At 35.6% G+C, this 26,982-nt stretch carries 27 protein-coding genes and 1 riboswitch; of the genes, 11 read left to right on the forward strand and 16 right to left on the reverse strand.

Features of this window, described 5'->3' with window-relative positions:
- Both HP569_RS11985 and HP569_RS11990 read left to right on the forward strand, forming a co-directional pair.
- Entirely contained in the window at positions 1 to 822 is an 822-nt protein-coding gene (locus HP569_RS11985) for a DUF2268 domain-containing putative Zn-dependent protease (protein ID WP_182201413.1), read from the forward strand.
- An 82-nt stretch (positions 823 to 904) separates the two neighbouring features.
- Positions 905 to 1,171 (forward strand): hypothetical protein, encoded by a 267-nt coding sequence (locus HP569_RS11990; RefSeq protein WP_182201414.1) that lies wholly within the window; start codon positions 905 to 907, stop codon positions 1,169 to 1,171.
- Positions 1,172 to 1,251: 80 nt separating this feature from the next.
- On the opposite strand, the gene HP569_RS11995 is transcribed toward HP569_RS11990, so the two are convergent.
- Positions 1,252 to 1,833 (reverse strand): DUF1836 domain-containing protein, encoded by a 582-nt coding sequence (locus HP569_RS11995; protein WP_182201415.1) that lies wholly within the window; start codon positions 1,831 to 1,833, stop codon positions 1,252 to 1,254.
- A 138-nt stretch (positions 1,834 to 1,971) separates the two neighbouring features.
- On the opposite strand from HP569_RS11995, the gene trhA reads away from it, so the two are divergent.
- Complete coding sequence (gene trhA, locus HP569_RS12000; RefSeq protein WP_182201416.1) at positions 1,972 to 2,619, forward strand: PAQR family membrane homeostasis protein TrhA; 648 nt, start codon at positions 1,972 to 1,974, stop codon at positions 2,617 to 2,619.
- A gap of 35 nt (positions 2,620 to 2,654) precedes the next feature.
- Here the strand turns inward: trhA and HP569_RS12005 are convergent, their stop codons facing one another.
- From HP569_RS12005 to HP569_RS12040, 8 genes are all read right to left on the reverse strand, one after another.
- Positions 2,655 to 3,068: a NusG domain II-containing protein gene (locus HP569_RS12005; RefSeq protein ID WP_182201417.1), complete on the reverse strand. Its 414-nt coding sequence runs from the start codon at positions 3,066 to 3,068 to the stop codon at positions 2,655 to 2,657.
- An 82-nt stretch (positions 3,069 to 3,150) separates the two neighbouring features.
- Positions 3,151 to 3,861 carry a trehalose operon repressor gene (gene treR, locus HP569_RS12010; protein WP_182201418.1) on the reverse strand — a complete coding sequence of 237 codons (711 nt, stop codon included), beginning with the start codon at positions 3,859 to 3,861 and terminating at the stop codon, positions 3,151 to 3,153.
- Between the two features lie 21 nt (positions 3,862 to 3,882).
- Positions 3,883 to 5,571: an alpha,alpha-phosphotrehalase gene (treC, locus tag HP569_RS12015; RefSeq protein ID WP_182201419.1), complete on the reverse strand. Its 1,689-nt coding sequence runs from the start codon at positions 5,569 to 5,571 to the stop codon at positions 3,883 to 3,885.
- A 70-nt stretch (positions 5,572 to 5,641) separates the two neighbouring features.
- Positions 5,642 to 7,078 carry a PTS system trehalose-specific EIIBC component gene (treP, locus tag HP569_RS12020; protein WP_182201420.1) on the reverse strand — a complete coding sequence of 479 codons (1,437 nt, stop codon included), beginning with the start codon at positions 7,076 to 7,078 and terminating at the stop codon, positions 5,642 to 5,644.
- Positions 7,079 to 7,286: 208 nt separating this feature from the next.
- Positions 7,287 to 7,979, reverse strand: a complete 693-nt coding sequence (gene ric / locus HP569_RS12025) for an iron-sulfur cluster repair di-iron protein (protein ID WP_182201421.1) — start codon at positions 7,977 to 7,979, stop codon at positions 7,287 to 7,289.
- 78 nt (positions 7,980 to 8,057) lie between these two features.
- Positions 8,058 to 8,405: a hypothetical protein gene (locus HP569_RS12030; RefSeq protein WP_182201422.1), complete on the reverse strand. Its 348-nt coding sequence runs from the start codon at positions 8,403 to 8,405 to the stop codon at positions 8,058 to 8,060.
- Positions 8,406 to 8,487: 82 nt separating this feature from the next.
- A complete protein-coding gene (locus HP569_RS12035; protein WP_182201423.1) occupies positions 8,488 to 8,850 on the reverse strand; it encodes a DUF488 domain-containing protein in 363 nt (120 codons plus the stop codon).
- A gap of 124 nt (positions 8,851 to 8,974) precedes the next feature.
- Positions 8,975 to 9,580, reverse strand: coding sequence for a YpjP family protein (locus HP569_RS12040; RefSeq protein WP_182201424.1), 606 nt, complete (start codon positions 9,578 to 9,580; stop codon positions 8,975 to 8,977).
- Between the two features lie 173 nt (positions 9,581 to 9,753).
- Here HP569_RS12040 and HP569_RS12045 point away from each other — a divergent pair, with 173 nt between their 5' ends.
- On the forward strand, positions 9,754 to 10,230 hold the full coding sequence (locus HP569_RS12045) for a DsrE/DsrF/DrsH-like family protein (RefSeq protein ID WP_182201425.1): 477 nt from the start codon (positions 9,754 to 9,756) through the stop codon (positions 10,228 to 10,230).
- A gap of 91 nt (positions 10,231 to 10,321) precedes the next feature.
- Positions 10,322 to 11,842, forward strand: coding sequence for an aminotransferase class V-fold PLP-dependent enzyme (locus HP569_RS12050; protein WP_182201426.1), 1,521 nt, complete (start codon positions 10,322 to 10,324; stop codon positions 11,840 to 11,842).
- Here the strand turns inward: HP569_RS12050 and HP569_RS12055 are convergent.
- From HP569_RS12055 to HP569_RS12070, 4 genes are all read right to left on the reverse strand, one after another.
- Positions 11,835 to 12,563 carry a TspO/MBR family protein gene (locus HP569_RS12055; RefSeq protein WP_182201427.1) on the reverse strand — a complete coding sequence of 243 codons (729 nt, stop codon included), beginning with the start codon at positions 12,561 to 12,563 and terminating at the stop codon, positions 11,835 to 11,837. The genes HP569_RS12050 and HP569_RS12055 overlap by 8 nt on opposite strands.
- A gap of 29 nt (positions 12,564 to 12,592) precedes the next feature.
- On the reverse strand, positions 12,593 to 14,059 hold the full coding sequence (locus HP569_RS12060; protein WP_182201428.1) for a cryptochrome/photolyase family protein: 1,467 nt from the start codon (positions 14,057 to 14,059) through the stop codon (positions 12,593 to 12,595).
- Between the two features lie 110 nt (positions 14,060 to 14,169).
- Entirely contained in the window at positions 14,170 to 15,471 is a 1,302-nt protein-coding gene (locus HP569_RS12065) for an APC family permease (RefSeq protein ID WP_182201429.1), read from the reverse strand.
- Between the two features lie 66 nt (positions 15,472 to 15,537).
- The gene (locus HP569_RS12070; protein ID WP_182201430.1) at positions 15,538 to 16,554 is read right to left on the reverse strand and encodes a YeiH family protein; all 1,017 of its coding nucleotides are present in this window, start codon (positions 16,552 to 16,554) and stop codon (positions 15,538 to 15,540) included.
- A gap of 107 nt (positions 16,555 to 16,661) precedes the next feature.
- On the opposite strand from HP569_RS12070, the gene HP569_RS12075 reads away from it, so the two are divergent.
- Entirely contained in the window at positions 16,662 to 17,537 is an 876-nt protein-coding gene (locus HP569_RS12075) for a LysR family transcriptional regulator (RefSeq protein WP_182201431.1), read from the forward strand.
- Between the two features lie 41 nt (positions 17,538 to 17,578).
- Here HP569_RS12075 and HP569_RS12080 read toward each other — a convergent pair whose 3' ends face one another.
- Together HP569_RS12080 and HP569_RS12085 are read right to left on the reverse strand one after the other, a co-directional pair.
- The gene (locus HP569_RS12080; RefSeq protein WP_182201432.1) at positions 17,579 to 18,745 is read right to left on the reverse strand and encodes a TraB/GumN family protein; all 1,167 of its coding nucleotides are present in this window, start codon (positions 18,743 to 18,745) and stop codon (positions 17,579 to 17,581) included.
- Positions 18,746 to 18,909: 164 nt separating this feature from the next.
- Positions 18,910 to 19,455, reverse strand: coding sequence for an NAD(P)H-dependent oxidoreductase (locus tag HP569_RS12085; protein ID WP_182201433.1), 546 nt, complete (start codon positions 19,453 to 19,455; stop codon positions 18,910 to 18,912).
- A 112-nt stretch (positions 19,456 to 19,567) separates the two neighbouring features.
- Positions 19,568 to 19,670, forward strand: a riboswitch (SAM riboswitch).
- A gap of 108 nt (positions 19,671 to 19,778) precedes the next feature.
- Here HP569_RS12085 and HP569_RS12090 point away from each other — a divergent pair.
- Positions 19,779 to 20,060 (forward strand): hypothetical protein, encoded by a 282-nt coding sequence (locus tag HP569_RS12090; protein ID WP_182201434.1) that lies wholly within the window; start codon positions 19,779 to 19,781, stop codon positions 20,058 to 20,060.
- Between the two features lie 35 nt (positions 20,061 to 20,095).
- Here the strand turns inward: HP569_RS12090 and HP569_RS12095 are convergent, their stop codons facing one another.
- Positions 20,096 to 21,865 carry an alpha-glycosidase gene (locus HP569_RS12095; RefSeq protein WP_182201435.1) on the reverse strand — a complete coding sequence of 590 codons (1,770 nt, stop codon included), beginning with the start codon at positions 21,863 to 21,865 and terminating at the stop codon, positions 20,096 to 20,098.
- A gap of 280 nt (positions 21,866 to 22,145) precedes the next feature.
- On the opposite strand from HP569_RS12095, the gene HP569_RS12100 reads away from it, so the two are divergent.
- The 4 genes from HP569_RS12100 to HP569_RS12115 all read left to right on the forward strand — a co-directional run bounded on the left by HP569_RS12100 (position 22,146) and on the right by HP569_RS12115 (position 26,790).
- The gene (locus HP569_RS12100) at positions 22,146 to 23,438 is read left to right on the forward strand and encodes an extracellular solute-binding protein (RefSeq protein ID WP_182201436.1); all 1,293 of its coding nucleotides are present in this window, start codon (positions 22,146 to 22,148) and stop codon (positions 23,436 to 23,438) included.
- A 64-nt stretch (positions 23,439 to 23,502) separates the two neighbouring features.
- Positions 23,503 to 24,789 carry a carbohydrate ABC transporter permease gene (locus HP569_RS12105; RefSeq protein WP_246367156.1) on the forward strand — a complete coding sequence of 429 codons (1,287 nt, stop codon included), beginning with the start codon at positions 23,503 to 23,505 and terminating at the stop codon, positions 24,787 to 24,789.
- 5 nt (positions 24,790 to 24,794) lie between these two features.
- Positions 24,795 to 25,637, forward strand: coding sequence for a sugar ABC transporter permease (locus HP569_RS12110; protein ID WP_246367158.1), 843 nt, complete (start codon positions 24,795 to 24,797; stop codon positions 25,635 to 25,637).
- Positions 25,638 to 25,764: 127 nt separating this feature from the next.
- Complete coding sequence (locus HP569_RS12115; protein WP_182201441.1) at positions 25,765 to 26,790, forward strand: LacI family DNA-binding transcriptional regulator; 1,026 nt, start codon at positions 25,765 to 25,767, stop codon at positions 26,788 to 26,790.
- The last annotated feature ends 192 nt before the right edge of the window (positions 26,791 to 26,982 follow it).

Raw genomic sequence — 26,982 nt, forward strand, 5'->3', positions numbered from 1 at the left:
ATGAAAATAAAAAATACTGCTGCTTGGTTGCAAGATTATATGAACAACAAAGGAGAATATTTTGAGGATAACCTACGCTTACACGAAGAAAAGTTATGCGTACCACTAACCGATTACTTTGATCATGCAGATGCTCTTTCCATACAACAGCACCTCATTCAACATGGTATGTTCTTTCCCGGTCCTACAGATAAGCACATCATTAATCAGATGATTTCACTTAGATACTGGGACAAGGTTGAAGAACTATTACAAACACTCGAAGCAGCATGGGGCAAACGGAAAGGAACACTCTTTGTATTTCCTTCTGACTTTACTAATAATCAATTATTACATTATTTTAACGGTGTATCGGGTTTGAGTTTTCCAGATAAATTATTCCTATTTATTACAGATCAAACAACAGACATTCAATTACACGCTTTACTCACTCACGAATACAACCATGTGTGCCGACTTCAAGCTTTCTCCTCAAAGATTAATATGCTAACACTTGCAGATGCGGTATGTTTAGAAGGGATCGCAGAGTTTGCGGTAAAAGAAAGATTAGGGAAAAAGCATTGTTCTCCTTGGATTCATTTATATAACGACAAACAAATGAACGAAATGTGGATAAATTGGATAAAACCTAACTTAGCAATTGCTAGTAGGGATGTGCAGCATTATGCACTAATGTATGGATCTGATGAAATTCCACAGTGGGCAGGGTATGCTGTTGGCTACTACTTAATTGATCAATACACACAACAACACAAGCCTTCTTTAAAACAATTACTGGCCACCCCAACACAGCATATTCTTTCTGAAATAGACCACATATAAAATTGGGTTATCAACATCGGCATGTATCCCTTACAATTCTATACGTTTATCATAAAATATAGTAACTTGGCAAGAAAGGAGTATGCTTATGTCTAATTATTATCATCTATGCAATAAAAACATTGGTCGTCCTGTACACATCCGAACAAAAGATGGCAAAGAACACCGCGGAATCATTCATCGTGTCAACAACTCCCACGTATACCTTCAACCAATGCCTTCTAATTTAGGCGGGTATGGTTATGGATACTGGGGATCACCTTTTTGGGGGCCAAGACCTGGATTTGGATGGGGCGTCGCCTTAGGTTCTATAGCTACTTTAGCATTATTACCACTCTTTTTCTGGTAATAAATACTACAGTATATCAGATAACCGCAGTATACTATAGTATACTGCGGTTAAATTTTTTCATTAAACGTTTTGTACTTTTATTTCTCAGGCATGGATGCATCCATCTGATCTACCAATCGCTCAGCTAATTTTCGGTACATGTTACTCATATTAATCAAAGATGTCACAAGAAGTAATTGCTCGATATAAGCTTGATTATCAGTATCTACTTCTGTTACTTTTTCTTGAACATTTGAATGCAACGTTTTCACAGCATCTTCAAATGTGCGTGTTTGCTCATCATTCATTTGAACATATTGCTGATAGATCGGTTCAAGCTCTAGTTGTTCTGCATCAATTTTTCTATTTAACTCTTCTAGAACAACTCTTACATCATTGATCGATAAAGCACCCTTTAATTGATAGATCAATTGAATCAACATAATATGTTCTTTAGAATATTTTTTGTTTTTAATCGGAAATAACAACTTCCCTTTTGCGTAATTATTAATCATCGTTTTCGTCAAAACCTTATCATCTTCATAACGTTTACTAGCGCGATAAGTATTTTCAAATAACTGTGTCACTTGATCCATATATAAATCAATAGCTGGAATGTCTTCCAATCTAACTTGGTTATCCAGTCTAATATCTTGAATTAATTTATTTAGATTATCCACTACAACACCTCATCTCATTACAAATGTATCTCCATTATAGCTTGAAATATGTCAAAGGTAAACGTTGACTACGTAAAGAAAATATTATATCATGATATGTAGTATCAAAAACCACATATCATGATCGGAGTGTTTTTTATGCACCAATTTATTCGTGAGCCAGTTAATGGTTTTACTCATTTAGCCGGAGCCCTTCTCTCTTTCATTGGCTTATTAGCGTTAGTTATTAAGGCAGCATCTACCTCGGGGTCAAATTTGGCGATTACAGCTGTTATTATTTTTGGGATTAGCATGATTCTGCTTTATGCAACATCGGCTACATATCATATGGTTATTGCTAGAGATAAAGTCATTGCATGGCTCAGAAAATTAGACCACTCCATGATTTTTATTTTAATCGCTGGAACGTACACACCTTTTTGTTTGATTTCCTTAAATGGAATAACTGGTTGGGTGTTATTTAGCATTATTACAGGGGTGGCAATTAGTGGCGTCATTTTTAAAATGGTTTGGTTTCATTGTCCACGATGGTTATCAACCTCGTTATATATCGTAATGGGATGGATGATTATTTTCGTTGCAGGTCCATTAGCATCGAGTATTCCTACTGGTGGGTTAATTTTATTAATTACAGGTGGTGTAATTTATACAATTGGCGGTATTATCTATGCTACGAAACCACGATTTTTAGAGTCAAAATATATGGGATTTCATGAAATCTTTCATATATTTATTTTACTTGGCACACTAGCACATTTCCTAAGCGTCTATTTTTATGTACTTTAAAACCGAAGTGATTGATATCACTTCGGTTTTATCATTTAATAAGAGATAATCTCATCGTCTATATTTTCATTACTTTTTGATTGAATCTCTACTAATAATTTATGAGGTAGGCAGATAATTGTTTCTCCAGGCTTTCCTTTCCAACCCATTTTCACGCCGACTTGATCAGGACTATTATCTTCTTTAATTCTAATTTGTTCATTATCCACTTCCATCAAATTATACTGATTACCTTTACCTTCTATAATAAATTGTTCATTTTCTTCATGACCAGTTAACGTAATTTCACGAATGACCTCTCCATCTTGAATAATTACTGCAACCACTTCATCTCCAGCCTCAGTTGCTTTCGTCATAGAAAATACGGTCAGCGGAATAAATGAAATAGCAATTAGCAAAGCAATGATCACAATATCAAATGGTTTGAGTACACGTAATACTTTTCTCATCATTGAATACCCCATTTTTTGTTCGTCCTAATCACATTTTAACATAAATCATTACTATTTATTCTAAACTCACTTTACTTTTCTAATGATGTCTTCTAGCAAAGTCTACAAAACGAAAACGGTCGGGTCTGTGTCTTGATTCAGTATATTGAAAAAGAGTCGCATTATCTAAATAGACATAATTCTTGATTACTACAATATTAGAATAACCTTCTATGTCTAACAGTTCTCGGTCTTCTTTTGTAGGTTCTTCCACTGTGATCTCTTTTTTGGCAAAGCTAATCGTTAAGCCTAACTCACCCTCTAAGTAAGCATAGATTGAATCTGCACAAATTTCCTCTGTCAATTGCGGAACATTATCTTTGACCAGATAGTCTTTGTCTAAAATAATTTTATCCCCTTCTAAATCACGTACACGAAGCACTTCCCAAACTTCTTGCTCTGTTGATACTTGAAGTTGTTTCCTGATGAACGTTGTAGGTTTGATCAAAGAGAGCTGGTGAACTGTTGTCTTTGGCTTCGTTCCCATTTTTTCAGCTAACTCCTTAAAACTTACTAATCCTGAAACCGGAAAGTCATATTTATTTCGAGGAATGACAATAGATCCTTTTCCTCTGACCTTTTGAATATAACCATTTTGTGATAGAAGGTTTAATGCCTTACGAATGGTTTCTCTTGATGTGTGATACAGTTCTTTAAACTCATTTTCAGACGGAAGTAATTCTCCTGCTTGCCATTTTCCTTGGTCTATTTCGCTTGCAATTTCTTGATAGATCACTAAATATTTATTCATGTTCAAACGTCCCCAATAAAATTACTTTTTTAAATGATAGACAATCGATTCATACGGACGAAGCTTACCATTCCTTTGCGCTAACAGATTAGAATCATCATAGTTAGAAAGAAGAATAGACACTTTGAATTGGTCCAGCTCTAAATCATCCGGTAGCATGTAGCTAGCTTCTTCTTCGTAAAAATTATTTAATACGATTATTTTTTCGTTTCCATCATCTCGTACGTAAGCGAAAATAGCATGATGATCCGGTAAAATCAACTGATAATTACCGTCCGTTATAACATCATACGTTTTTCTTAAAGCAATTAGTTTTTGATAATGATAGAAAATAGAATCATTATTTTCTAAAGCCGCTTCTGCATTGATTGTATCATAATTTTGGGCAACAGAGATCCAAGGTTGATCAGATTTTGTAAATCCTGCATTTTTTGAATTATTCCATTGTACAGGTGTACGAGAGTTATCTCGCGATTTTTGTTTTAGAATATCTATAATTTGTTGCTCAGACATTCCTTCGCTTACTTTTGCTTGATACATATTTAATGTTTCTACATCTCGGTAATCTTCTATACGTTCGAATCCAGGGTTTGTCATCCCGAATTCTTCTCCTTGATAGATATAAGGTGTTCCTTGCATCATGTGAATCGTCGTTGCAAGCATTTTGGCTGACTTTTCATGATAGTCCTTGTCATTCCCAAATCGAGATACAACACGCGGCTGGTCATGGTTACACCAAAACAAGGCGTTCCACCCGCCACCTTGGTGCATATGGACTTGCCATTCTGACAAAATTCGCTTTAATTCCAAAAAGTCAAATGGCGCTTTTGTCCATTTTTCACCATTTGGGTAGTCTACTTTTAAATGGTGAAAATTAAATGTCATGTCAAGCTCTTCTCTTTCAGGCTTTGTATACTTTATGCAGTTTTCAATTGAAGTAGATGACATTTCTCCAACAGTCATCATATCGTATTTTGAGAATACACGCTTATTCATTTCATGTAAAAATGTATGGATTTTCGGACCATCGGTGTAAAATTTCCGCCCATCTCCAGGGGGAACAGATCCGTCATCATCTGGGAAAGCTTGATCTTTCGATATTAAATTAATAACATCTAAACGAAATCCATCCACTCCTTTATCAAGCCAATAGTCCATCATTTTGTAAATAGCTTCTCTTACTTCTTCATTCTCCCAATTTAAATCGGCTTGTGTTTTATCAAACAGATGTAAATAGTACTGATCAGCGTTTTCATCATATTGCCAAGCTGAACCACCGAACTTGGATCGCCAATTTGTTGGTGCCTGTCCACTCTTTCCATCTTTCCAAATATAGAAATCACGATATGGATTGTCTGTAGATAATTTGGCATTTTTAAACCAAGCATGCTCTGTAGATGTATGATTTACCACAATATCCATAATTAATTTCAGATCACGGCGATGAACTTCCATCAACAATTGTTCAAAATCAGCCATCGTTCCATATTCCTCAAAAATAGAATAATAATCACTAATATCGTATCCATTATCATGTTGTGGAGATTGGTATATAGGTGTCAACCATAGCACATCTACACCTAGTTGCTTTAGGTAATCTAACTTTTCGATTATACCTTGCAGATCACCAATTCCATTTCCTGTTGTATCTTTAAAGCTTTTCGGATAAATTTGATAAACTACGGCTTTCTTCCACCAAGGTTGTTTCATTTTTTCACCTTCCTATAAATGACAGATTAGCAACCATAAAAATACGGTTGCTAACCTTGGTTATTATGTTTTATTTTCCCAGACGTTGGAATGCGTTTCGACCCATTTTCATTTTAGAAAATAGCATAGTTAGTACAATTGGGACAACAATTGCTACAACCATTGATACAAAGAACATTACCCAATCCTGTGCTTGTATGGAGAGAATACCAGGTATTCCACCTACACCAATAGAATTCGCCATTACGCCACTTCCAACAGAAATGACTGCAGCTAGCATGGAACCAATCATTGCTGCTAAGAATGGGAATCCATATTTCAGGTTAATACCAAACATTGCTGGTTCCGTTACACCTAAATAACAAGAGATTGCTGCAGGTACGGAGACTTGTTTTTCTTTATCATCTCTACGATTAATGACAATCATAGCTATTACCGCAGATCCTTGCGCAATATTTGATAGTGCAATCATTGGCCATAAATTTGTACCACCAAATTCGCTCATTAATTGCAGGTCGATTGCATTTGTCATGTGATGTAAACCTGTAATAACGAGTGGAGCATAGGCAAAACCAAATACTGCCGCAAATAACCAACCAAAAGCTGATGTTAATCCACCATATACTACATCAGAAATCCAAGAGCCGATTTCCCAACCAATTGGACCTAATACAACATGTGCAATTAATACAGCTGGAATTAATGCGAAGAATGGAACAAAAATCATCGAAACAACATTTGGAATAATTTTGCGTAAACCAAGCTCAAGATATGCTAATACAAACCCTGCCAATATAGCAGGTATAACCTGGGCTTGATAACCAATCATATCAACTGTTGCAAAACCAAAATCCCAAAACGGAATTTCCTCTGCGCCCGCTACGCCATAAGCATTTAATAACTGTGGTGATACTAACGTAATACCAAGAACAATTCCAAGAATTTGACTCGTTCCCATTTTACGCGTAATCGACCAAACAATCCCTACAGGTAAGAAATGAAAGATCGCTTCGCCAATTAACCAAAGAAAAGCATGAGTTCCTGCCCAGAATTGTGATAATTCTATTAATGTTTGGTCTCCATTTGGGCCAAACTCAGGGATAGAACCAATAACATTACGAAAACCAAGTATTAGACCACCGACTACTAAAGCAGGGATAAGTGGAGTAAATATCTCAGCTAAATGTGATATCAATCGTTGAACGACATTCATATTTTGCTTTGCTGCAACCTTCGCATCCTCTTTTGATGTATCACCTACGCCTGCAATTTGTGTGAATTCTTGATAAAAACTAGCAACCTCATTGCCAATGATCACCTGAAATTGTCCTGCGTTCGTAAATGTTCCTTTAACAATATCCATTCCCTCAATTTTTTCTTTGTCAGCCTGTTCCGTATCATTCAATACGAAACGCATTCTTGTTGCACAATGGGTCACTACAGAAATGTTGTCGCTTCCTCCAATATGCTTCAGTAACTCCTTAGCGGCAGCAGTATATTTAGCCATTTTCATATCTCCTCTCTTGTAATAAATCATTTGACTTCTACTCGCAAAAAACAAAACTTGTATATACATGTCGTGATTACGCTTTCATTATATCCTGTATATACAAGTTAGTCAATAATTAATTTTAAGATTTTTATTTCATATAATTAAAAATAAGTTGGTTCCCTCCAAGTTCGGAGTATGCCAACTTATTTTTTACATCCAACATTTATGATTTAAATAAAATATTATTCTCTAAGTGGATATGCTCAAAAGTATTCGATTCTAAATCCGCTAGACGAGCATAGGTAATACGATAGGAGTTACAGGCACCTTCTGGCGGAACAAAATCATTTGTTATTTCGCGCATTTCTTTCAATAAATCCCCTGCAGCTTGATGTTCTTCTTCCATATCTTTGTTTAAAACCTCAATTTTCGCCGCTAAATCTGGATCTCCTGAGTCTTCATATCGGCGTACTAAAGGAAATAATTGTGTTTCTTCTTCTACCAAATGTGCTTCTATATCCTCTTTAAACTGATGATATAACTTGTGTAATTGCCTTAAATGCGGATTAGCTTGACCATGTACTCGGTATATCTTTGTTACAAATTGACTTAATGGATCTAATTCTTGATGAAGATACTGGTGATGCTCCTTCATAATATGATCAATTAATTCTATTCTTGAAACTTGTTCCCAATCTACCTCTTTGTTTCCCTCTTCTTTCCATTCTGTATATGTGTCATTTAATACTTGTAACAATTCCCCTTCATTAATGGCTGGCTTTTTAGCTAATGTTTCACGTAGTGGCTTGTCTCCACCACAACAGAAATCAATTTTATTCTCTTTAAACAAATCACTAGCCTTTGGAAACAAACGCACAATCTCTGCTGGCGTATGATCTATGTTAAATGTATGCATATATAAAACCTCCTAATTTAATGTATCGCTAAAAGTATAACGCACATCGAATTAGGAGGTTGTGAGTTAGATCACTAGTTAAAATGATTTGAATTGTTCTCTATCCACATAACCATCGTTTTCAGATAATATTTTTAAAGCTTCAGCAAAGTCTTCTTCATGCACCTCACACTCAAGTGAAACATTTCGACCTTCATTGTTATGATCCAACATATCATCATCCATAACTTTGAATGGGTATGCAGGCATGCCAGCCGTGTTAGGCGTAGTACCTATTCTTGCAATAAGCGGGGCGGTAAATGTAGAATCGTAGTCTGTTTCCAATGTATCCACTTGGACATTTTGCACATGTAACTTATTTAATTTCGCACGAACGTCTTCCGCATCATTTTCACTTCTAAAATAAGCTTGTAATTGTTTATACATTTTATTCACCCTTTTTGGTTTGTCGTCTTATTAATAACTAATATACCCATTATCTACTGGTTAAAACAAAATGTTTAAAGTATTAACTTTTTTTCTCCAACAATTCTTTTAGGACAACAGCTTGATTGTGCTCTTCATCTTTGGCTCCGAATATTAGCGTTATCTTCTTGTAAGATTGATTCCATTCTTTTAGTTTCTGAAGTGCTTCCTTTTTTTCATCATCTTGCTCTAATTCTTTTTTATAGCTTTCTTTAAATTCTTGAAACTTATCTGCATCGTGATCAAACCATTTTCGTAATTTTTTTGATGGAGCAATTTCTTTTAGCCATAAATCAATAGCCAGATCTTCTTTCGCTATCCCTCTAGGCCAAATACCGTCTACCAATATTCGTTTTCCATCGTTTTGATTAACAGATTGATATGCTCTTTTTATTGAAACATTCACTTCGGATCACCTCTACTATGGGCTTACCCGATTCCATAACAATAAAACAAATAAGCCCTGAAATTAGCGCTTCATCAACGCATAACTTCAGGACTTACTTATTACAACTATTTTATACTAGCTACTACGCCATCCACTTGGGCGGTGTATCTTTACTCCAATATATTTCTCCGATTGTATGATGTGATTCATATTTATCTTGTTTCATATGATAGTGAAAATTAAACCAATATCCTTCTTGAGGTCTAATGTCTCGTCTCACATGAAACCTGATTAGATCCTCACCTGTTTGCGCATTAAATACATCAAATATTTTCTCACCATAGCCCGCAACTTGATCTTCAGTAATATGGAGATAATTGATTTGCTCCTCAGGTAAATCCTTCAAAACGGTTTCCAACACTGATTCTATGCCAGGTAAAATATCGGTAGTAAAGTCAGCTTCAATTTGTTTTGTTATTTTCGGACCTAATTTCAGTAATGATTGAGATTTAGCCTGTTCGATTAATTGATCAATAGGATCTCGTTCAATGGAGGAAGTATAAATAGATGCATCATCAAACTGATCGAATACAACAGCCATACTCTGTTTATTATGATTTTCATCAGAAGGCTCGATCTCTTTATTACTAGCTTCTGCATCCGTATGTAATTGCATTGGTGGTACATATAAGCCTAATGTCACAATCGAAACAAATGTAACAAATAACCGTTTCAACCAGAGTTGCATCTGACTACCTCCTTTATCTGAAAATTATGCTTACTATAATAATATCATGTCACATTAAAAAATCTATACTTTTTCTTACTTTTAATAAAGTTGAAATAATTTTACATGTTCCACCACGATTAACGCATTCTAATAAGTAAATTCACTTCAAGTATACAAAGGAGAGACAAACAATGTCAGAAAAAATGAACTTATTAATGTTTAGTGGTGAATACGACAAAGCGATGGCAGGTTTAATTTTGGCAAATGCAGCTAGAGAAATAGACGTAGAAGTAACGATGTTTTTTGCTTTTTGGGGATTATGGCTTGTACGCGATCCCGAAAAAATTTCAACTGAAGATAAATCAATATATGAAAAAATGTTTAGCACCTTTTCCCCTAAAGGAGCTGAGGATCTACCGCTGTCTAAAATGAACTTCAATGGAATTGGTAAGAAACTATTAGTCGATATGATGGATGATCACCATGCCCCACACGTGATTCATTATTTGAAAGGAGCTAGAAAAAAGAATGTAAAGTTTTATGGTTGTAAACTATCACTTGAAATTATGGGTTTTAAACAAGAAGAGCTCATTCCTGAGTTAGAAATTGTTGATGCGAAAACATACTTAAAGGATGCCTTGCAATCAAATATGCAGTTGTTCATCTAATTATAGTTCTAGATAAAATTCACTCTAACACTTTTTTTCACCGAGCATAGGCTAATGATATAGCACGATGGATCGGAGAGGTGAAATTAGAATGTTTAAAGCGAAAATTGGAACAAAAACACATTATCCGAATGGAGAATTGGAAGAATATTTTAAGCCTTATCGCCAACAAACAATTGGCTATAATCAACGGATAAAAACACCCTACGGAAACAAACAAATGATTTATGCAGATTGGACAGCCAGCGGCCGGTTATATGAACCAATTGAATTAAAATTATTGCGCATAATTGGGCCGTTTGTTGGAAATACACATACAGAATCCACCGTTACCGGTATGACGACAACAAAGGCATACGAACAAGCAAGAATAATTATAAAAAATCATGTGAATGCTCGAACAGATGATGCTTTAATACCAACTGGAACTGGTATGACCGATGCGGTAAATAAATTACAGCGGTTATTGGGAATGAAAGCTCCGGAGAACATTCAAAAAAGAGTTAAAATAAAAGAGAATGATCGACCGATTATCTTCGTAAGTCATATGGAGCATCATTCCAACTATCTATCCTGGAAAGAAACAATTGGTGATGTAATTATGCTACCACCTGATGAAAATGGTGCCGTAGATGTGAATGAATTAAAAAAACAACTTCAGCTTTATTCCAATCGTAAGACGAAGATTGGTGCATTTACTGCATGCTCCAATGTTACAGGATTTCAAACCGATTATCATCAATTAGCAAAAATAATGCATGAACATGACGGTATTTGTTTTATTGATTTTGCTGCATCTGCACCCTATCATGCGATTGACATGCATCCTTCCAATTCATTAGAAAGACTTGATGGTATTCTTTTTTCTCCACACAAATTTTTAGGTGGCCCTGGAACGTGTGGTATTTTAATTGTGGCAGAAAAATTGATCGAAAATACGGCACCTGATAATCCTGGTGGTGGCACTGTTTTATGGACAGATAAATGGGGAGGCTATAAATATAATACACAGATAGAAGCTAGAGAAGATGGCGGAACACCTGGGTTTCTGCAGCTTATCCGCGCTGCCCTCGCAATTAAATTAAAAGAAGCGATGGGAATAGAAGAAATGTATTATCGTAAACAAGAAATTCTAAATATACTCGTACCAGAGTTAGATCGAATGAATGGAATAGAAATGTTAGGCTATCCATCTACTCAACCATGTTTAGGTATTATTTCTTTTTGTGCAAAAGAAGTACACCATCATTTGTTCGTTAAGCTATTAAATGATCGATTCGGTATCCAAGCTAGAGGAGGGTGTTCTTGCGCTGGTCCATACGGTCATTATTTATTAAACATTGATGCAAACGAATCCGAGAAAATAGCACAATTGGTAGAAAAGGGCGACCTCTCCACAAAACCAGGATGGGTGCGTATATCCATACACCCATCCATGTCTAATCAGGAAGTAATACTTATATTAAAAGCAATTAGGCAGATTAAGCAGCATGCTAATCAATGGGAAAAAGACTATATTTATAACTCATATAAAGATACCTTCATTCATAAAGATGACAACGAAAAAACACATCTAGATTTAACGCAATTTTTTTCATTTCAAACTAGCTAAACATACGTTCCTTTTTCCGAATAAATAAAGATATGAAAATGATTGCCGCAATAGCATACGCAAAATAACTAAGAACAGGATAGGTCGCTTGATTTTTTACGCCTATTCCAATAATTGCCCAAACAAATACAAGTGGATAAAAAATATCACGTTCCGATGAGCGAAACCAAATTGCTAGGACTGCTGCAATAACAAGCATGATCATTGTCCAAATTTGATCAGATAAGCCAAAGCCGTTCCAATCAATATAGATAAGGTAATAACTAATATTTGCGATCGTAGCAACACTGATCCAACCTAGATAAATGGAAAATGGTAATAAGTCTAAAGTATTTTGTTTTCGTTCTTTTACCTTTAGATACATTACAATTAATGTAATCAATAAACTAATCATTACAATAACGGATACCGCAAAGTAATTATAATGCCACGATAGAATCCAAGCTACATTTAACACACAACTAATCCAGAATAGCCCAAATGTTTCTTGATACAATGGTAAGTCACGTCTTTGAGATGGCAACTGTCTCAGCACCCACAAGACTAACAACGCATAAATCAATCCCCATATACTAAAAACATATCCTGCTGGTGTGAATAAAACTGGTAGTTGATTAGATATTTCCCCTGTAGTTTGTCCATTAATCGGCAAGATGTTTGCAAGTCCATTAACCGCAATTACCATTAAAATCGCAACAAGATTAGATATAAACACCTTCATAAATTTTCCTCCTCACGTCTTTTTTTAGGCTACTTCTCACCTAATACATCAACATAATTTTTCATGTCTTGATAAGCTGCTAAAGCTCGTTCTCGACTTGCTTTATGGTCTACAATCGGCTCAGGGTATGTCTGTCCTAATTCAATACCCGCTTCCTCTAGCACTTCCGCCGGTGCAGTCCAAGGGGAGAACAAATATTTCGTAGGAAGGTCCGCAATTTCCGGAACCCATCTTCGAACATAATGACCATGGGGATCAAATTTTTCTCCTTGTGTGATTGGATTAAAAATACGAAAGTAAGGAGAAGCATCATAGCCTGAACCTGCAACCCATTGCCAACCCATAATATTGTTTGCTGAATCATGATCTACTAGCGTATTGCGAAACCAGTTCGCACCTTCTTTCCAGTGAATCAACAAGTGTTTGATTAAGAAAGATGCTGTAATCATTCTCACTCGGTTATGCATCCAACCAGTTTCCCATAATTCACGCAACCCAGCATCCACAATTGGATAACCTGTTTTTGCATATTTCCACCGATCGAAGTGGTCTTGATCCTTTTTCCAAGTGAAATATTTAAACTCTTCTTTTAAAGGCTCGTCTTCTACATGAGGAAAAGTAACCAATTGGTGATAAGCAAAATCGCGCCAAACCAATTGTCTTGCAAACGATTCCAATTGTTCGTGACTTTCTTGCTGCTCCCTACTATCTAATTGTATTAACTTCTTTTGAATATCATGCCAAATGAATCGCGGACTAATTTCCCCCCATGCCAAGTGCGGAGAAAGACGAGAAACTCTATCTTTTGCCGGGAAATCTCGCTCTTTATCATAGCTCATAATATCCTCATCGTGAAAATCATTCCATCGATCGATTGCTTGCTGTTCACCTGGTGTCCAATAATTATGTAATTTAGTTGCCCAAGGGTGTTGCGGTAATAAATCAAGATCATTTACTTCTCCGATGTCATAATCTATAGCAACACCTGATTTAATTCGTTTCGGTAAATGGGTAGGAGAAGCAACATGTTGTTTCCGAGCTTGCTTCCAGAATGGTGTGAAGATCTTATACGGTTCATTTTTTTGATTCATTACTGAACCGGGAGTGAAAAGTAATTCAGATTCAAATCTTTCTATAGTTACAGTTTCTTTTAATTGGTTTAGAACCTTTTCTTCTGCAACTCTACCAATGCGATCATAGCATGAATTAAAGTAAATCGCCGATGCATTGGTTTCATCTATTAATTCCCCTAACACCTTCACATGTGATCCTTTTTTAATAATTAACGGAACATCAAATCGAGCTAATTTTTCTTTAATATGCGCCAAACTATGGTGTAACCACCACTTACTAGCTGCACCAATTGCTCGGTCTTCTTCGTCCGACAAAATATAAACAGGGATAACGTTACCTTCATTCGCTGCATAAGTAAATGCTAGATTATCAAATAAACGCAAGTCTTTTCTAAACCAAACAATAATTTTTTTGTCTGTCATCTTACAACCTCTTTTCTTTCGCTATCTTTATTTATTTCCCCTAATTATAGGGCTTAAACCACAATCAAGCGGCAAAAAAGAAGCACCCATTAAGGATGCTTGTCGACAGATTATGCTTCTTTCTCTTTTTTCTTTAAATATATAGATAAGCCGATAAAAACAGCTAATGTTATCATTAGAGAAGTAATTACAATTAATGGATCATTCATTAATTTCACCCAAACAAACGCACCTAATACAATTGCATCTAATGTAAGTGCGGTTAAAACAATCAATTGGTTAGCCGCTAATTGTTTCCGTAGATGCTTCCATACTCCCCAATGGATAATCATATCCATGATCAGATAAAGAATCGCACCCATGGATGCAATACGACTTAAATCAAAGAATATGGTAAGTACCATAGCGATAGCAATCGTATAAACGAGTGTATGTTTTTGAATACTACCAGGCATATGAAAATGACTATGCGGAATTAACTTCATATTTGTTAACATCGCTAACATTCTAGAAACTGCAAATACACTGGCAATTATTCCTGTGATTGTCGCTATTACAGCGATAATAACGGTAAACCAAACCCCTAAACTCCCCAATGCAGGACGAGCAGCTTCAGCCAACGCGTAATCTTGTGCTTTAATTATTTCTGTCAGAGATAAATTACTAGAAACAGCCCAAGCTAGCATCAAGTAGACAAATAAACTAATGATGATAGAAATGATAATTGCTCTAGCAACATTTTTCTTTGGTTTTGTAATTTCTGAGCCACTATTTGTAATCGTTGTAAAACCTTTAAAAGAAAGAATGGTCAATGCTATTGCCGCAACGTAGCTAACATTACTTGGATTAGGCGGATTATTCCCCGCTTCTGCAGGCTCAAACGTAAAGCCAACTACCCAAAGTGCACTCACAGCAAATAGTAATAAGCCAACAATTTTTATTAGAGATGCAATGGATGTAAAGGATTGAATAAAAGTATTTCCAGAGATATTAACTATAAATGCAAATAGCAATAATCCGACCCCTAATGCTGGTACTAATAAATCAGTAGATTGCACATCAAACAATTGCAATGTATACGTACCAAAAGTTCTTGCAACTAAACTTTGATTAATTACCATTGATAACGCCATTAACATAGCAGCAGATGCGGCTATTGTACCTTTTCCATAAGCTTTTACTAAATACATACCAATTCCACCTGCTGATGGATAAGCTTGACTTAACTTTGTGTATGAATATGCACTAAAACCTGTTACGATTCCACCTATTATAAAAATAAGCGGAAACCAAGCCCCAGATAAAGCGGCAACCTGACCAAGTAAAGCGAAGATTCCTGCGCTAATCATCACTCCTGTACCAAGCCCTACTGCACCAGGAAGCGTAATACTGTTTTTTTTATAGGATGACATAACATTCACCTCGTAAATTAATAGATAGTTATGCTATATCCTTAAATTGTCATACTAAAACATCTGCTACTGCAAACCTAATAATCGTACCAAAATATAACCTAAGATGGATAAAAGTATTGAACCTATGAATGCAGCTGCAAATGCCTTCATACCCCACTTTCTGAATGTCTTAAGATCTACATTTAACCCTAGGCCAACCATCGCCATCCCTATCAGCAGATACGCTAAATCAACAATTCGTAACGCCATTTCTTCTGAAAAGATTCCTAATGTATGCACACCGCTCATTGCTAAAAATCCTAAAATAAACCATGGAACAGAGGAGAAGGAGAACGCCTTTTCATTCGCACCTAAATGATTCCCTTCAGATTTTCGATAGAAATAGCCAACAATTAACGCAACTGGTACTAATAAGGCGACTCTAGTAAGCTTCACAATAACTGCCATATCAACGGCTGCCACTCCACCTACATCTGCAGCCGCTATTACATGCGCCACTTCATGCAACGTTCCACCAGCAAACACCCCATAACCTAATGGAGTTAAACCTAATACACTGTAGAGTACAGTATAAACAAGCGTAAAAATTGTACCTAATATCGCTACGGTAGAAGCACCAATTGCCGTTTCATTATCTTTTGCTTTAATGTACGGAGCAATCGCCACAACAGCTGCTGCACCACATATCGCTGTACCACAAGCTGTTAGAATACCAAGCTTTTTCTCTACACCAAATAGACGTGTTAAGCTATAAACAACGACTAATGCAAAGGTTACTTGAATTAAAGCAACTAAAAAAACATTACTTCCTGCTTGATAAATATCAATTAAATTCAAACGCATACCTAATAATATAATACCAACGCGCAATAATTTCTTACTGGAAAAACCAATACCAGGCTCCCATGCTTCTTTTTTTCCGATTGCAAACTTCCAAACTGCACCTAGCAAAATAGCGATCACCAATGCACCTAAAATCGAAAAGAAAGGTAACCGTGCAATTAATTTTGCTACGATTGCAAGTAATAAGGTCAAACCAATTCCTTGTATAAATCCTTTATTTATCTTTTTAATCATCATAACACTTCCTTATTTATTCTCCTCTTTACTTTACGCCTGAATAATATATTAGTAAAATACATATATCTAATTATATTTATTAGTTTTTTTAATAATAGGAGGTCAATATGCACTTAGATGCACTTCAGACTTTTACAACATTAGTAGAAGTAGGTAATTTTACAAAAGCTGCAGAAAAACTATTAATATCACAACCAAGTGTTAGCTTACATATTAAAAATCTCGAAAACACGTTTGATACACAACTGTTAGATCGCTCACGAAAAGGATTTCGATTAACACCTACAGGCGAGATTCTTTATCATCGTTCAAAACAATTACTGTCCATTTACAACAATGCCAAACAGGAAATACGTAGTCATCATCACGCAGTATCGGGATCTTTAACTATCGGAGCTAGTTTTACCATTGGCGAATACATCCTGCCCTCTTTGCTAATTGAATTACAAGAAGCTTACCCGAATCTAACTTTAGAGGCTGTGATCGGAAATACGGAAGAAATTGTTCGATCGGTTAAACTATTGCAAGTAGATATTGGACTAATTGAAGGGCAAACGAACGAAAAAGAAATGGAAGTATATCCATTTATGGAGGATCAGCTTTATTTCGTCGCTTCAGCAAATCACGATTTAACAAAAAAAGAAAAGCTATCGATAAGAGCATTGGATAATCAACTTTGGGTTACCCGTGAGGAAGGGTCTGGAACAAGAGAGTACCTTTATCACGTTATTCGAAAAGAAGGATTAAAAGCAACAGCATTTCTCACGATCAGCAGTAATCAAGCAATTAAAGAAACATTAATGCAAGGGAATGGTATCTCGTTACTTTCAAAAAGTGTCATTGAGCGAGAGGTATTAGAAGGAAACTTAGTAAAACTACAAGTCAACAATAAGCCATTGACACGAACGTTTTCCTATATTGTGTCACCTATTATGAAGGAAAAGAAAAACGTTGAAGCCTTTTTGCAAAAACTAAAGAAGTAAAAAAATCTCCACAGCTTTAAGCAATGTGGAGATTTTATTTCTTATATATTATTTATAAATAGTCGCACAACATCCGCTCCACCAATGATCGTTCCTAATGTACTACCTAGATTAGCTAGGACGATAATTAATAATACACGGGTTGCTTTATTTCGCCAAAATCCTTTTACAGTGAATACATCCTCTGATAAGTTTTCAAAATCAGAAACATGGGGTCTTTTGACATAGGCTTGTACAAAACCAGCAAACCAGCCAGCTGCAATCAATGGATTTAAGGAAGTAATTGGAGCAGCGATAAATGCTGTAACAATCGCTAATGGATGACCCAGCCCAATTGCTACACCTAACGCCGAAAATGTACCATTCCACAATAACCAGCTCAGCATTTGTTGCCAGCCTGCTGCAGGGTTATTCAGAAAAGTAAATACAATCAAAGCAATAATTAAAATCGGTATCGACCAACCAATAATTTTAGGCACCTTAGATTTTGGTGGGACAGCTGTTAAAGCTTTCAAGTCATGATTCTTCTTTATTTCTTTTGTAATACCAGGAACATGTGCTGCACCTAGTACAGCAACAATTTTCTGACCTGGCGCATATTTAATCTTTTGCGCTAAATATTGATCCCGTTCGTCTATTAACGGCTTTTTTAATCGTGGGAATGACTCTGTAAATTCATTCAATATTGATTGAATAGAATCCTGGCTTTTCATTTTTTCTAAATCTTCTTCTGTGATGGTTTCTTTCGAAAAAATTCCAGCAAAAATTTGAGCTAAGAGCATCATTTTCCCTTTAAAACCTACGCCACCCCAAATTCTTGCAAAAGTTATTTGGATATTACGATCAGCTAAAACTAACTGCGCATTATTTTCCTTCGCAGACGTGATACCTTGAATCATCTCTTGTCCAGCCTCTATACCAAATTGCTTAGCCATACGTTTCTGAAAAGATGAAATAGCAAGATTCATCAATAAAAGTGAGGCTTTTTTCTCTTTAATTACTTTAAAGATGTCCATGTCTTTCCATTGGTTACCATCCATAATGGATTGATAACGTTGCTTATCTAGCTCTACACACACAGCATCTGGTTGCTCATTTTCAATTACTTCTTTTACTTGTTCTGCACTTGTTTTTGACACATGTGCAGTCCCTATCAATATAAATTCTTTTCCATCTTGTTCTATTCTTGTTATATTTTCTTCGGACATGAACTTACCTTCCTTTTATAAAATACATACACTTGTACATTATTTTATCATAAAGTACATTATTGCACATAAATTTTAAAAAAAGCTAGCGAACGATCATTTTACTTGCATGTCGTTCGCTGTTCACTTGATTCATTTCATTTTCTTTATCAAACATATAATGCTTATAGTACTTTCGCTAAATGATTTTTAATATCTTTTACATACTTTTCGACCTGTAGATCTTTAAAGATATTGTGTACAGAAAAGGTTTCTAGTTGCTCCATATCGATATAACGATGCATACAGTGAATCGGAAAAAGAACGTCCTCTACTGTTTTACCATTAAAAAAGCCATCTTCTGTTTCAAACTCTTCTAATGGTGCACCCCACGTTGTAGAAATCATATATTTCTTACCTGTTAAAAGGCCTCCTCTTCCATACCTTTCTCCCTTTTCATAAAAAACACCGCGTTTTAATACTTGATCAAAGTAGGTTTTAAACTTTCCAGGTAAACTAAACCAAAAAATCGGTGTCTGATAGATGATTATATCAGCAGATAAATATTTTTCTCTCTCCTCTTCGACATTGTATCCTTGATCAATAATTGTTGTTGTAATAATGTATTCTTTTTCTAATTGTTCTTGTATCGTTTCAAATATCGTTTGATTAAGCTTACCTTTACTGTGGGGATACCATTGGTGGCCGTTTATTAATAAAACTTGCTTCACTTTCCAAACGCCTCCTCTCATCTTTACAGAGTATATGTGTAAAAAAAAGAAATATTAAATTGTTTTTCAGACACTTCCTGCAAAAATATGTTATGATTAACTTTACAACATATATTTATAAAGAGTGGACGAGAGAACTGGCTCTATGACTCCACGGCAACCTACAATTAGCAAGGTGCCCCAACCAGCAAAGCAACTGCTTTGGATGATGAATCATAACGGTTAATTAAGTAACCCCTCTTTCATCATTTTGACGAAGAGGGGCTTTTCGTTTGTCACTCTTTTATATATGTTGAATTTTTATCAAAAACGGAGTGATTTATTTGGCTAACAAACAAAGAACAGATCAACACAAATTATTTTTCACAGAAGTAATCACGGTTGTTTCAAAACTATTAGTAAATTACGAAGAAGGATATACCTTCCATTTTGAAAAAACGAATAAAAATAAAATCTACCAATTGGCAATTAAAGATGACTCTTACCGATGCTTTTCATTAAATTTAACAGAGAATAAGGTATGGAACCTAAAGCAAAAACAATCAAACGCATTGGAACAATATATTTACAATCAGTTACAACGACAAGGTTTTCCAATTGCTTAACGAAATTGTTATCTGCAGAACAGAGAATGAGGCAACTACACAATGTTATGCTTTATTTGAAAGCAAACAAATTCATAGGACTGAAGATTTACAACAGACTGTTCATTAAACATTACTTGTTCGTTAGTGAATAATTCTTTCGTTTTCAGTCCTGCTAGCGCCTCAACATATACATTCTGTACTTTGTTGCCGTTATTCAAGACAAAAATCAAGCGTTGCTCATCATTCTTTTTTTCGTAAACAATTACATTCTGTTCATCTATTACTTGTATAAAACGAAATGATCCTTGATTTCCAAACGCCGATACTTCCTTACGCATACGAATTAACTGTTGAATGAATTGAAATAAATCCCGATTCTGTTTGGACACATCCCATTCCATACACGCACGACAAGCAGGGTCATCTCCACCAGTCATCCCTATTTCATCTCCATAGTATATACATGGTGTACCAATGAAAGAAAATTGAAAAACATACATCAGTCTAACACGTTCTTCTTCCCCATTGGATAAAGTTAGAATACGCGCTGTATCATGACTATCTAAAAGATTAAAAGCGACTTCATTAACATGTTGTGGATACATATGCAATAAACCTGTAATGCTGTTTGCAAACTGAATTGGTGTTATTTCTTTTTTAGCAAAGAAATCTACTACGCTTGTCGTAAATGGATAATTCATCACCGCATCAAACTGATCACCTTGTAACCATGGTAATGAATCATGCCAAATTTCTCCTAAAATATATGCATCTGGTTTACTTTCTTTAACAACCTTTCGAAAATCCCGCCAAAAATTGTGGTCAATCTCATTTGCAACATCTAAACGCCAGCCATCAATATTAAACTCTTCAATCCAATATCGAGCAACATCAAGCAAGTATGCTTTTACCTCTGGATTGGTTGTATTTAATTTTGGCATGCTTCCAACAAAAGCGAACGTGTCATAGTTAGGTGCAGGCTCTGTTTGAATAGGAAAATCCCATATATGAAACCAATTGCGATAATTTGATTGCTCCCCTTTTCCCAAAACATCTTGAAAAGGTTCGAAATATAAACCACTATGATTGAAAACCGCATCTAACATAACTCGAATCCCTCTATCGTGACATTGCTTCACTAGCTCACGAAAAGTCTCCTTATCTCCAAATTGTGGATCAATCTCCATATAATCAATAGTGTCATATTTATGGTTTGAATAAGCTTTAAAAATGGGACATAAATAAATACCTGTAATACCTAGCTCTTGTAAATGATCGAGGTGATTGATGATACCTTGGAAGTCACCTCCAAAAAAGTTTTCCGGAGTTGGTTGTTCTTTCCCCCAATCCAACGTATTTTCAGGATTTATTGAATGGTCTCCATTTGCAAATCTTTCAGGAAATATTTGATACCAAACAGTGTCCTTAACCCATTCTGGTGCTTGAAAGCTATCGTTTTGATGTATAAAAGGAAAACAAAAATAGTTACCAATATCTTGTGGCATTTCTTCAAAATAACCTTTTTCTGTATAATAGACCTGATCTTCCATTAGCCCCTGACAATAAAACCCATACCTCAGTCGTCTATATCGTGGCGTAATAGTTATTTTCCAAAAATCATGTAAATCAGTCGCCCCTGTTTTTTCCATTGGAATTATATCACAAACCCAATTATCTCCATCAAACTTATAAGGATCACCATAAATTAAACTTACTTTCTTTAAATCGTCTCTTTTGGTTTGAAGCATAATGTTCAGTTCTCCATTTTGATAATTGTATACAAATGGGGAAATGGCACGATGATAGATAGATTCCATAAACATATCTATTCCTCCTATACACTATATGAACAATCGATTGCACTAATGTATCATTTCTCACATATGATTACTATAAAATAATTCAGTCAATAATCATATATAAATATAGTATACATTATCTATTTTTATATTGTAAGCGTTATATTTATTTTAAAATCAACAAATTTTATTTATATTTAGTATTGTCAAATACGCCTAGGCAAGTTATAATAATCCACAAGGAACATGTGCAACCGTTTTCGCACAAGTTGTATATTTTAAATTACAAGGAGGTTCATTTAGTATGAAGAAGTGGCTTTTATCGTTAGTAGGGATTTTTTTCTTAGTAGGTATACTAGCAGGGTGCGGGCCTGACGAATCAGGTTCAGAAAATACTGGAGAAGAAGGTAATGACAGCGAATCAGGAGAAACTGCTGAAATGCCTGAAAAACCAGAAAAACTAACCATTTGGGTAAACGCTGAAGAAAAGCAAGAGGAAGCTGTAGGCCAGATCGCCGAAAAATACACAGAAGAAACCGGTATTGAAATTGAGGCAATTCCGATTAATATGCTTGACCAAATTGAAAAGCTAGATGTTGAGGGGCCTGCAGGAAATGGACCGGACATTATCTTCCAGCCTCACGATAGAATTGGCGACTTAGTTTTACGAGGACTAATTGATCCCATTAATTTAAATGACAAAGCATCAGAATATACAGATGCAGCGATTAGCGCTGTAACAAACGATGGAGAAATTTGGGGTTATCCAGCAGTAACTGAAACATATTCTCTTTTCTATAACAAAGCATTAGTTGATAGTTCACCCGAAACGATGGATGACTTAATGACAATCGCTGAAGAAAAAACAAACGCTAGCAATGATGAGTATGGATTTTTAATGGAGGCAGCGAATTTTTATTTCACATATCCATTCTTCTCTGGTAACGGGGCTTATGTATTTGCCAATAACGACGGGGCATACGATATTAATGATATCGGTTTAAACAATGACGGCGCTGTTGAAGGCGGGAAGTTAATTCAGTCATGGTTTGACAACGGTTACATCCCTCAAGATTTAACACCTGATATTATGAACGGTTTATTTAAAGAAGGAAAAGTAGCCGCAGTTATTAACGGACCTTGGATGGTAAGAGAATACCAAGATGCACTTGGTGATGACTTACAAGCAGCTCCACTACCTAAATTAGACAATGGAGAAAATCCAAAATCATTTGTAGGTGTTAAAGCTTACTTATTATCTTATTACTCAGAAAACAAAGAATGGGCACAAGATTTCATGTCATATATTACAAATAAAGAAAATGCGATGCTATATTATGATGTTGCCGGCGAAATGCCAGCTCGTGTAGATTCAATTGATGATCCAGCAATTGCAGATGACCCAATTTACTCCGCATTTGCAGAACAAGCAACATACGGTGAACCAATGCCTGGTGTTCCTGCAATGCAACAAGTTTGGGATCCTATCAACAATGCACTCTCGTTTATTTCTAAAGGAGAGCCTGTAGAAGAAGTGTTAGATGAAGCTGTTCAAACAATATCAGATAATATTGAAGCATCCGGTGCTACAGAATAAATAAGTTGTACTATATGGAGAGCCATCCTCTCCATATAGTATTTTCATTAAGGGAGGGAATAAAGTGGCTTCGCAAAAAAAATTCGATCTAAGTCAACGACGAAACAGAGCTACGTTACTATCTATCATCCCAGGTTTAGGGCAATTATATAATAAACGTTTCCTAAAAGGGATACTCCTCATGGTTGTTACCATTTCTTTTTTAATAACAACTTGGAATTATATTGATATCGGTATTTGGGGGCTTTTCACACTTGGAACCATTCCAAGAGAGCACCATTCTATCCAACTTTTGATTCAAGGATTTATTTCTTTAATAATATTAGCTTTCGGAATTGCAATTTACGTATATAACCTTCGCGACGCACGCAAGGACGCAATTGCCATAGAAAAAGGCAAACCAAATCCGACATTACTGCAAGGCGTTCGTGATTTTTATAATAACGGTTTTCCTTATTTCATGATTTTACCTGGGTTAGGTATGCTACTTTTCATTGTAGTTTTACCCCTTTTGTTTATGGTTGCTTTAGCATTCACTAATTACAATCAGTACAACGCCCCACCCCGAAAGTTATTAGACTGGGTAGGGTTCGACAACTTTGTTAACTTAATTAATATTGATATTTGGCAAGATACCTTCTTAAACGTCTTTACATGGACAATCGTTTGGACTGTAGTTGCAACTACATTACAAATTGTACTTGGTCTTTTCTTAGCTCTATTAGTAAATGACAAAAGAATTAAATTTAAGCGAACGATCCGAACAGTATTGATCTTACCTTGGGCTGTTCCAGCATTCGTATCTATTTTAATATTCTCAGCATTATTCAACCCTACGTTTGGGGCAATCAACCGAGATATTCTTAGTCAATTTAATTTGATCATTCCGTGGTTATCTGATCCATTTTGGGCGAAGATTGCATTAATTATGATCCAAACGTGGTTAGGTTTCCCGTTTGTATTCGCACTCTTTACAGGCGTTCTTCAGAGTGTACCGTCTGATATGTATGAAGCAGCAGATGTAGATGGCGGAACAAGAGCACAGAAATTTCGTTTTATTACTTTACCACATATACTATTCGCAACTGCTCCACTCTTGATTATGCAGTATGCACAAAACTTTAATAATTTTAATATTATTTACTTATTTAACGAAGGACTACCAGCAGTCCGAGGCCAAAACGCAGGCGGGACCGATATTCTAATTTCTTGGGTATACAAACTAACGTTCGAAACGAACAATTACAACATGGCCGCAGCTATCACAATTATTATGGGAGTCATCGTTATGGGATTCGCATTTTATCAATTTAGAAAAACAGCATCATTTAAAGAGGAGGGACGTTACTAATGGCTATTAATCGAAAAACAAAATCAAGAGTTGAAGTAGCGTTCATTTACTTATTCTTTATCATCATGTTTATACTAATCGGCTATCCACTCATATGGACTGTTATGATGAGTATAAATCCAGGAACAAACATGCTAGTTACACAACTTATACCGGAAAGTCCAACATTAGAGCATTATAAATGGCTATTCACTAGTCCGAATAGCGATTATCTAATCTGGTACCGTAACAGCTTAGGTGTGGCTATTGCCAATTCCTTAGGCTCGGTTGTAATCACTTCTTTAATCGCTTATGCATTTTCAAGATATAAATTTATTGGTCGTAAATACGGATTATACATGTTCTTACTGCTACAAATGTTCCCAGCACTAATGGGAATGGTTGCACTGTACATTTTATTAACAACAATTGGTTTAGCTGATTCATTGATTGGTCTAACAATCATTTATCTAGGTGGACAAATTCCGTTTAATGCTTGGCTAGTAAAAGGATACTTTGATACCATCCCTAGAGAATTGGACGAGGCAGCAAAAATTGATGGAGCAGGACATTTACGGATTTTCACAACAATCATGCTTCCACTAGCCAAACCAATTCTAGCAGTTGTTGCATTATTTAATTTCATGGCACCATTCATGGATTTCTTATTACCACGAATTGTATTGACAAGTCCAGAAAAATACACGCTTGCACTTGGTTTATACAATTTTATAAATGATCAATTTTCAACTAACTTTACACGTTTTTCCGCTGGAGCAATTTTAATCGCTGTGCCAATAGCACTTGTATTTTTATTGTTACAACGTTATCTAATTGGCGGATTAACTGCAGGGGCAACAAAGGGATAAGAAACATCGGCATTTAAGCAACGAATACCCTTTCATTTTGATTTAAAGTTTGTTTTCAAAATAGGGGATATTCGTTTATAATATGGATGAATATAGAATGATTAATTTTTCAGAGGATGGAATGTATATGGCAGTTACGATTAAAGATGTAGCAAAAAAAGCGAATGTAGCCCCTTCTACAGTTTCACGTGTCATCGCAGATAGTCCACGTATTAGTGCCGATACGAAAAAGCGTGTACGTAAAGCAATGAAGGATTTAGGCTACCACCCAAATGTCAACGCTAGAAACCTAGCAGTACGATCAACCAAAGCAATTGGAGTAATTATGCCAACATCTGCTGAAACCGCACTACAAAATCCTTTCTTCCCAGAAGTATTACGTGGAGTGGGGACTTTAGCACACGAAACAGAATATTCTTTGTATGTATCTACAGGCGGAGACGAAGAACAGCTTTTCGAAGAAGTAAAAAGGATGGTGTACGGAAATCGGGTGGATGGCATCATTTTGTTATACTCACGTATGTCTGATCCGATTATGGATTTTTTAGTAGAATCAAATTTCCCTTTTGTCGTTGTTGGTAAACCGTATGAACATGAGAGCAAAATAACATATGTTGATAATGACAACATCAGTGCAAGTAAAGATGTCACAAATCACTTAATTGATTTAGGACATGAACATATTGCCTTTATTGGTGGATCTAATGATTTAGTAGTAACTGTCGATCGTCTTCACGGTTATCAACGAGCGATAAAGGATGCAAGTTTAATAACAAATCCAGATTATATCGTCCATGCAGAATTTTTAAAATCAGGCGGTCGCAAAGCTGTAGAACGATTATTCTCATTAGAAATGCCACCTACAGCACTTGTTATCGCTGACGATATCATGAGTCTAGGTGTTATAAATATGTTAGAAGAGCTTGGCATCGCTTGTCCTGACGATATTTCCATTACTAGCTTTAATAATTTATATTTATCAGAGATTACCAGACCAGCGCTAACAACTGTTGATATTCAAATATTTATGTTAGGTGTTCAAGCAGCGAAATGCTTAATTGAGAGGGTTACTAATAAAGAGGAACCAGCAAAACGCATTATTGTTCCACACGAAATTGTTTACCGAAGTTCAACAAAAGAGGTTTTTAAATAAGCAAAAAGTCAAGGTAATGAACTGCACCCCAATTGTTAGACACTACCTAACAATTGGAGGTGCAGTTTTTATATGAGCAAATATACAAGTGATATCAAATTAAATGTTATTCAAGGCTATTCCCCAAAAGTAATGTCTCAAAGTGAATATGCAAAACAAATGGCTATTCCCAAAGCACAATTCCAATATTGG

The organism is Paraliobacillus salinarum (assembly GCF_014083865.1).
In the GTDB taxonomy this organism is placed as follows: domain Bacteria; phylum Bacillota; class Bacilli; order Bacillales; family Amphibacillaceae; genus Paraliobacillus; species Paraliobacillus salinarum.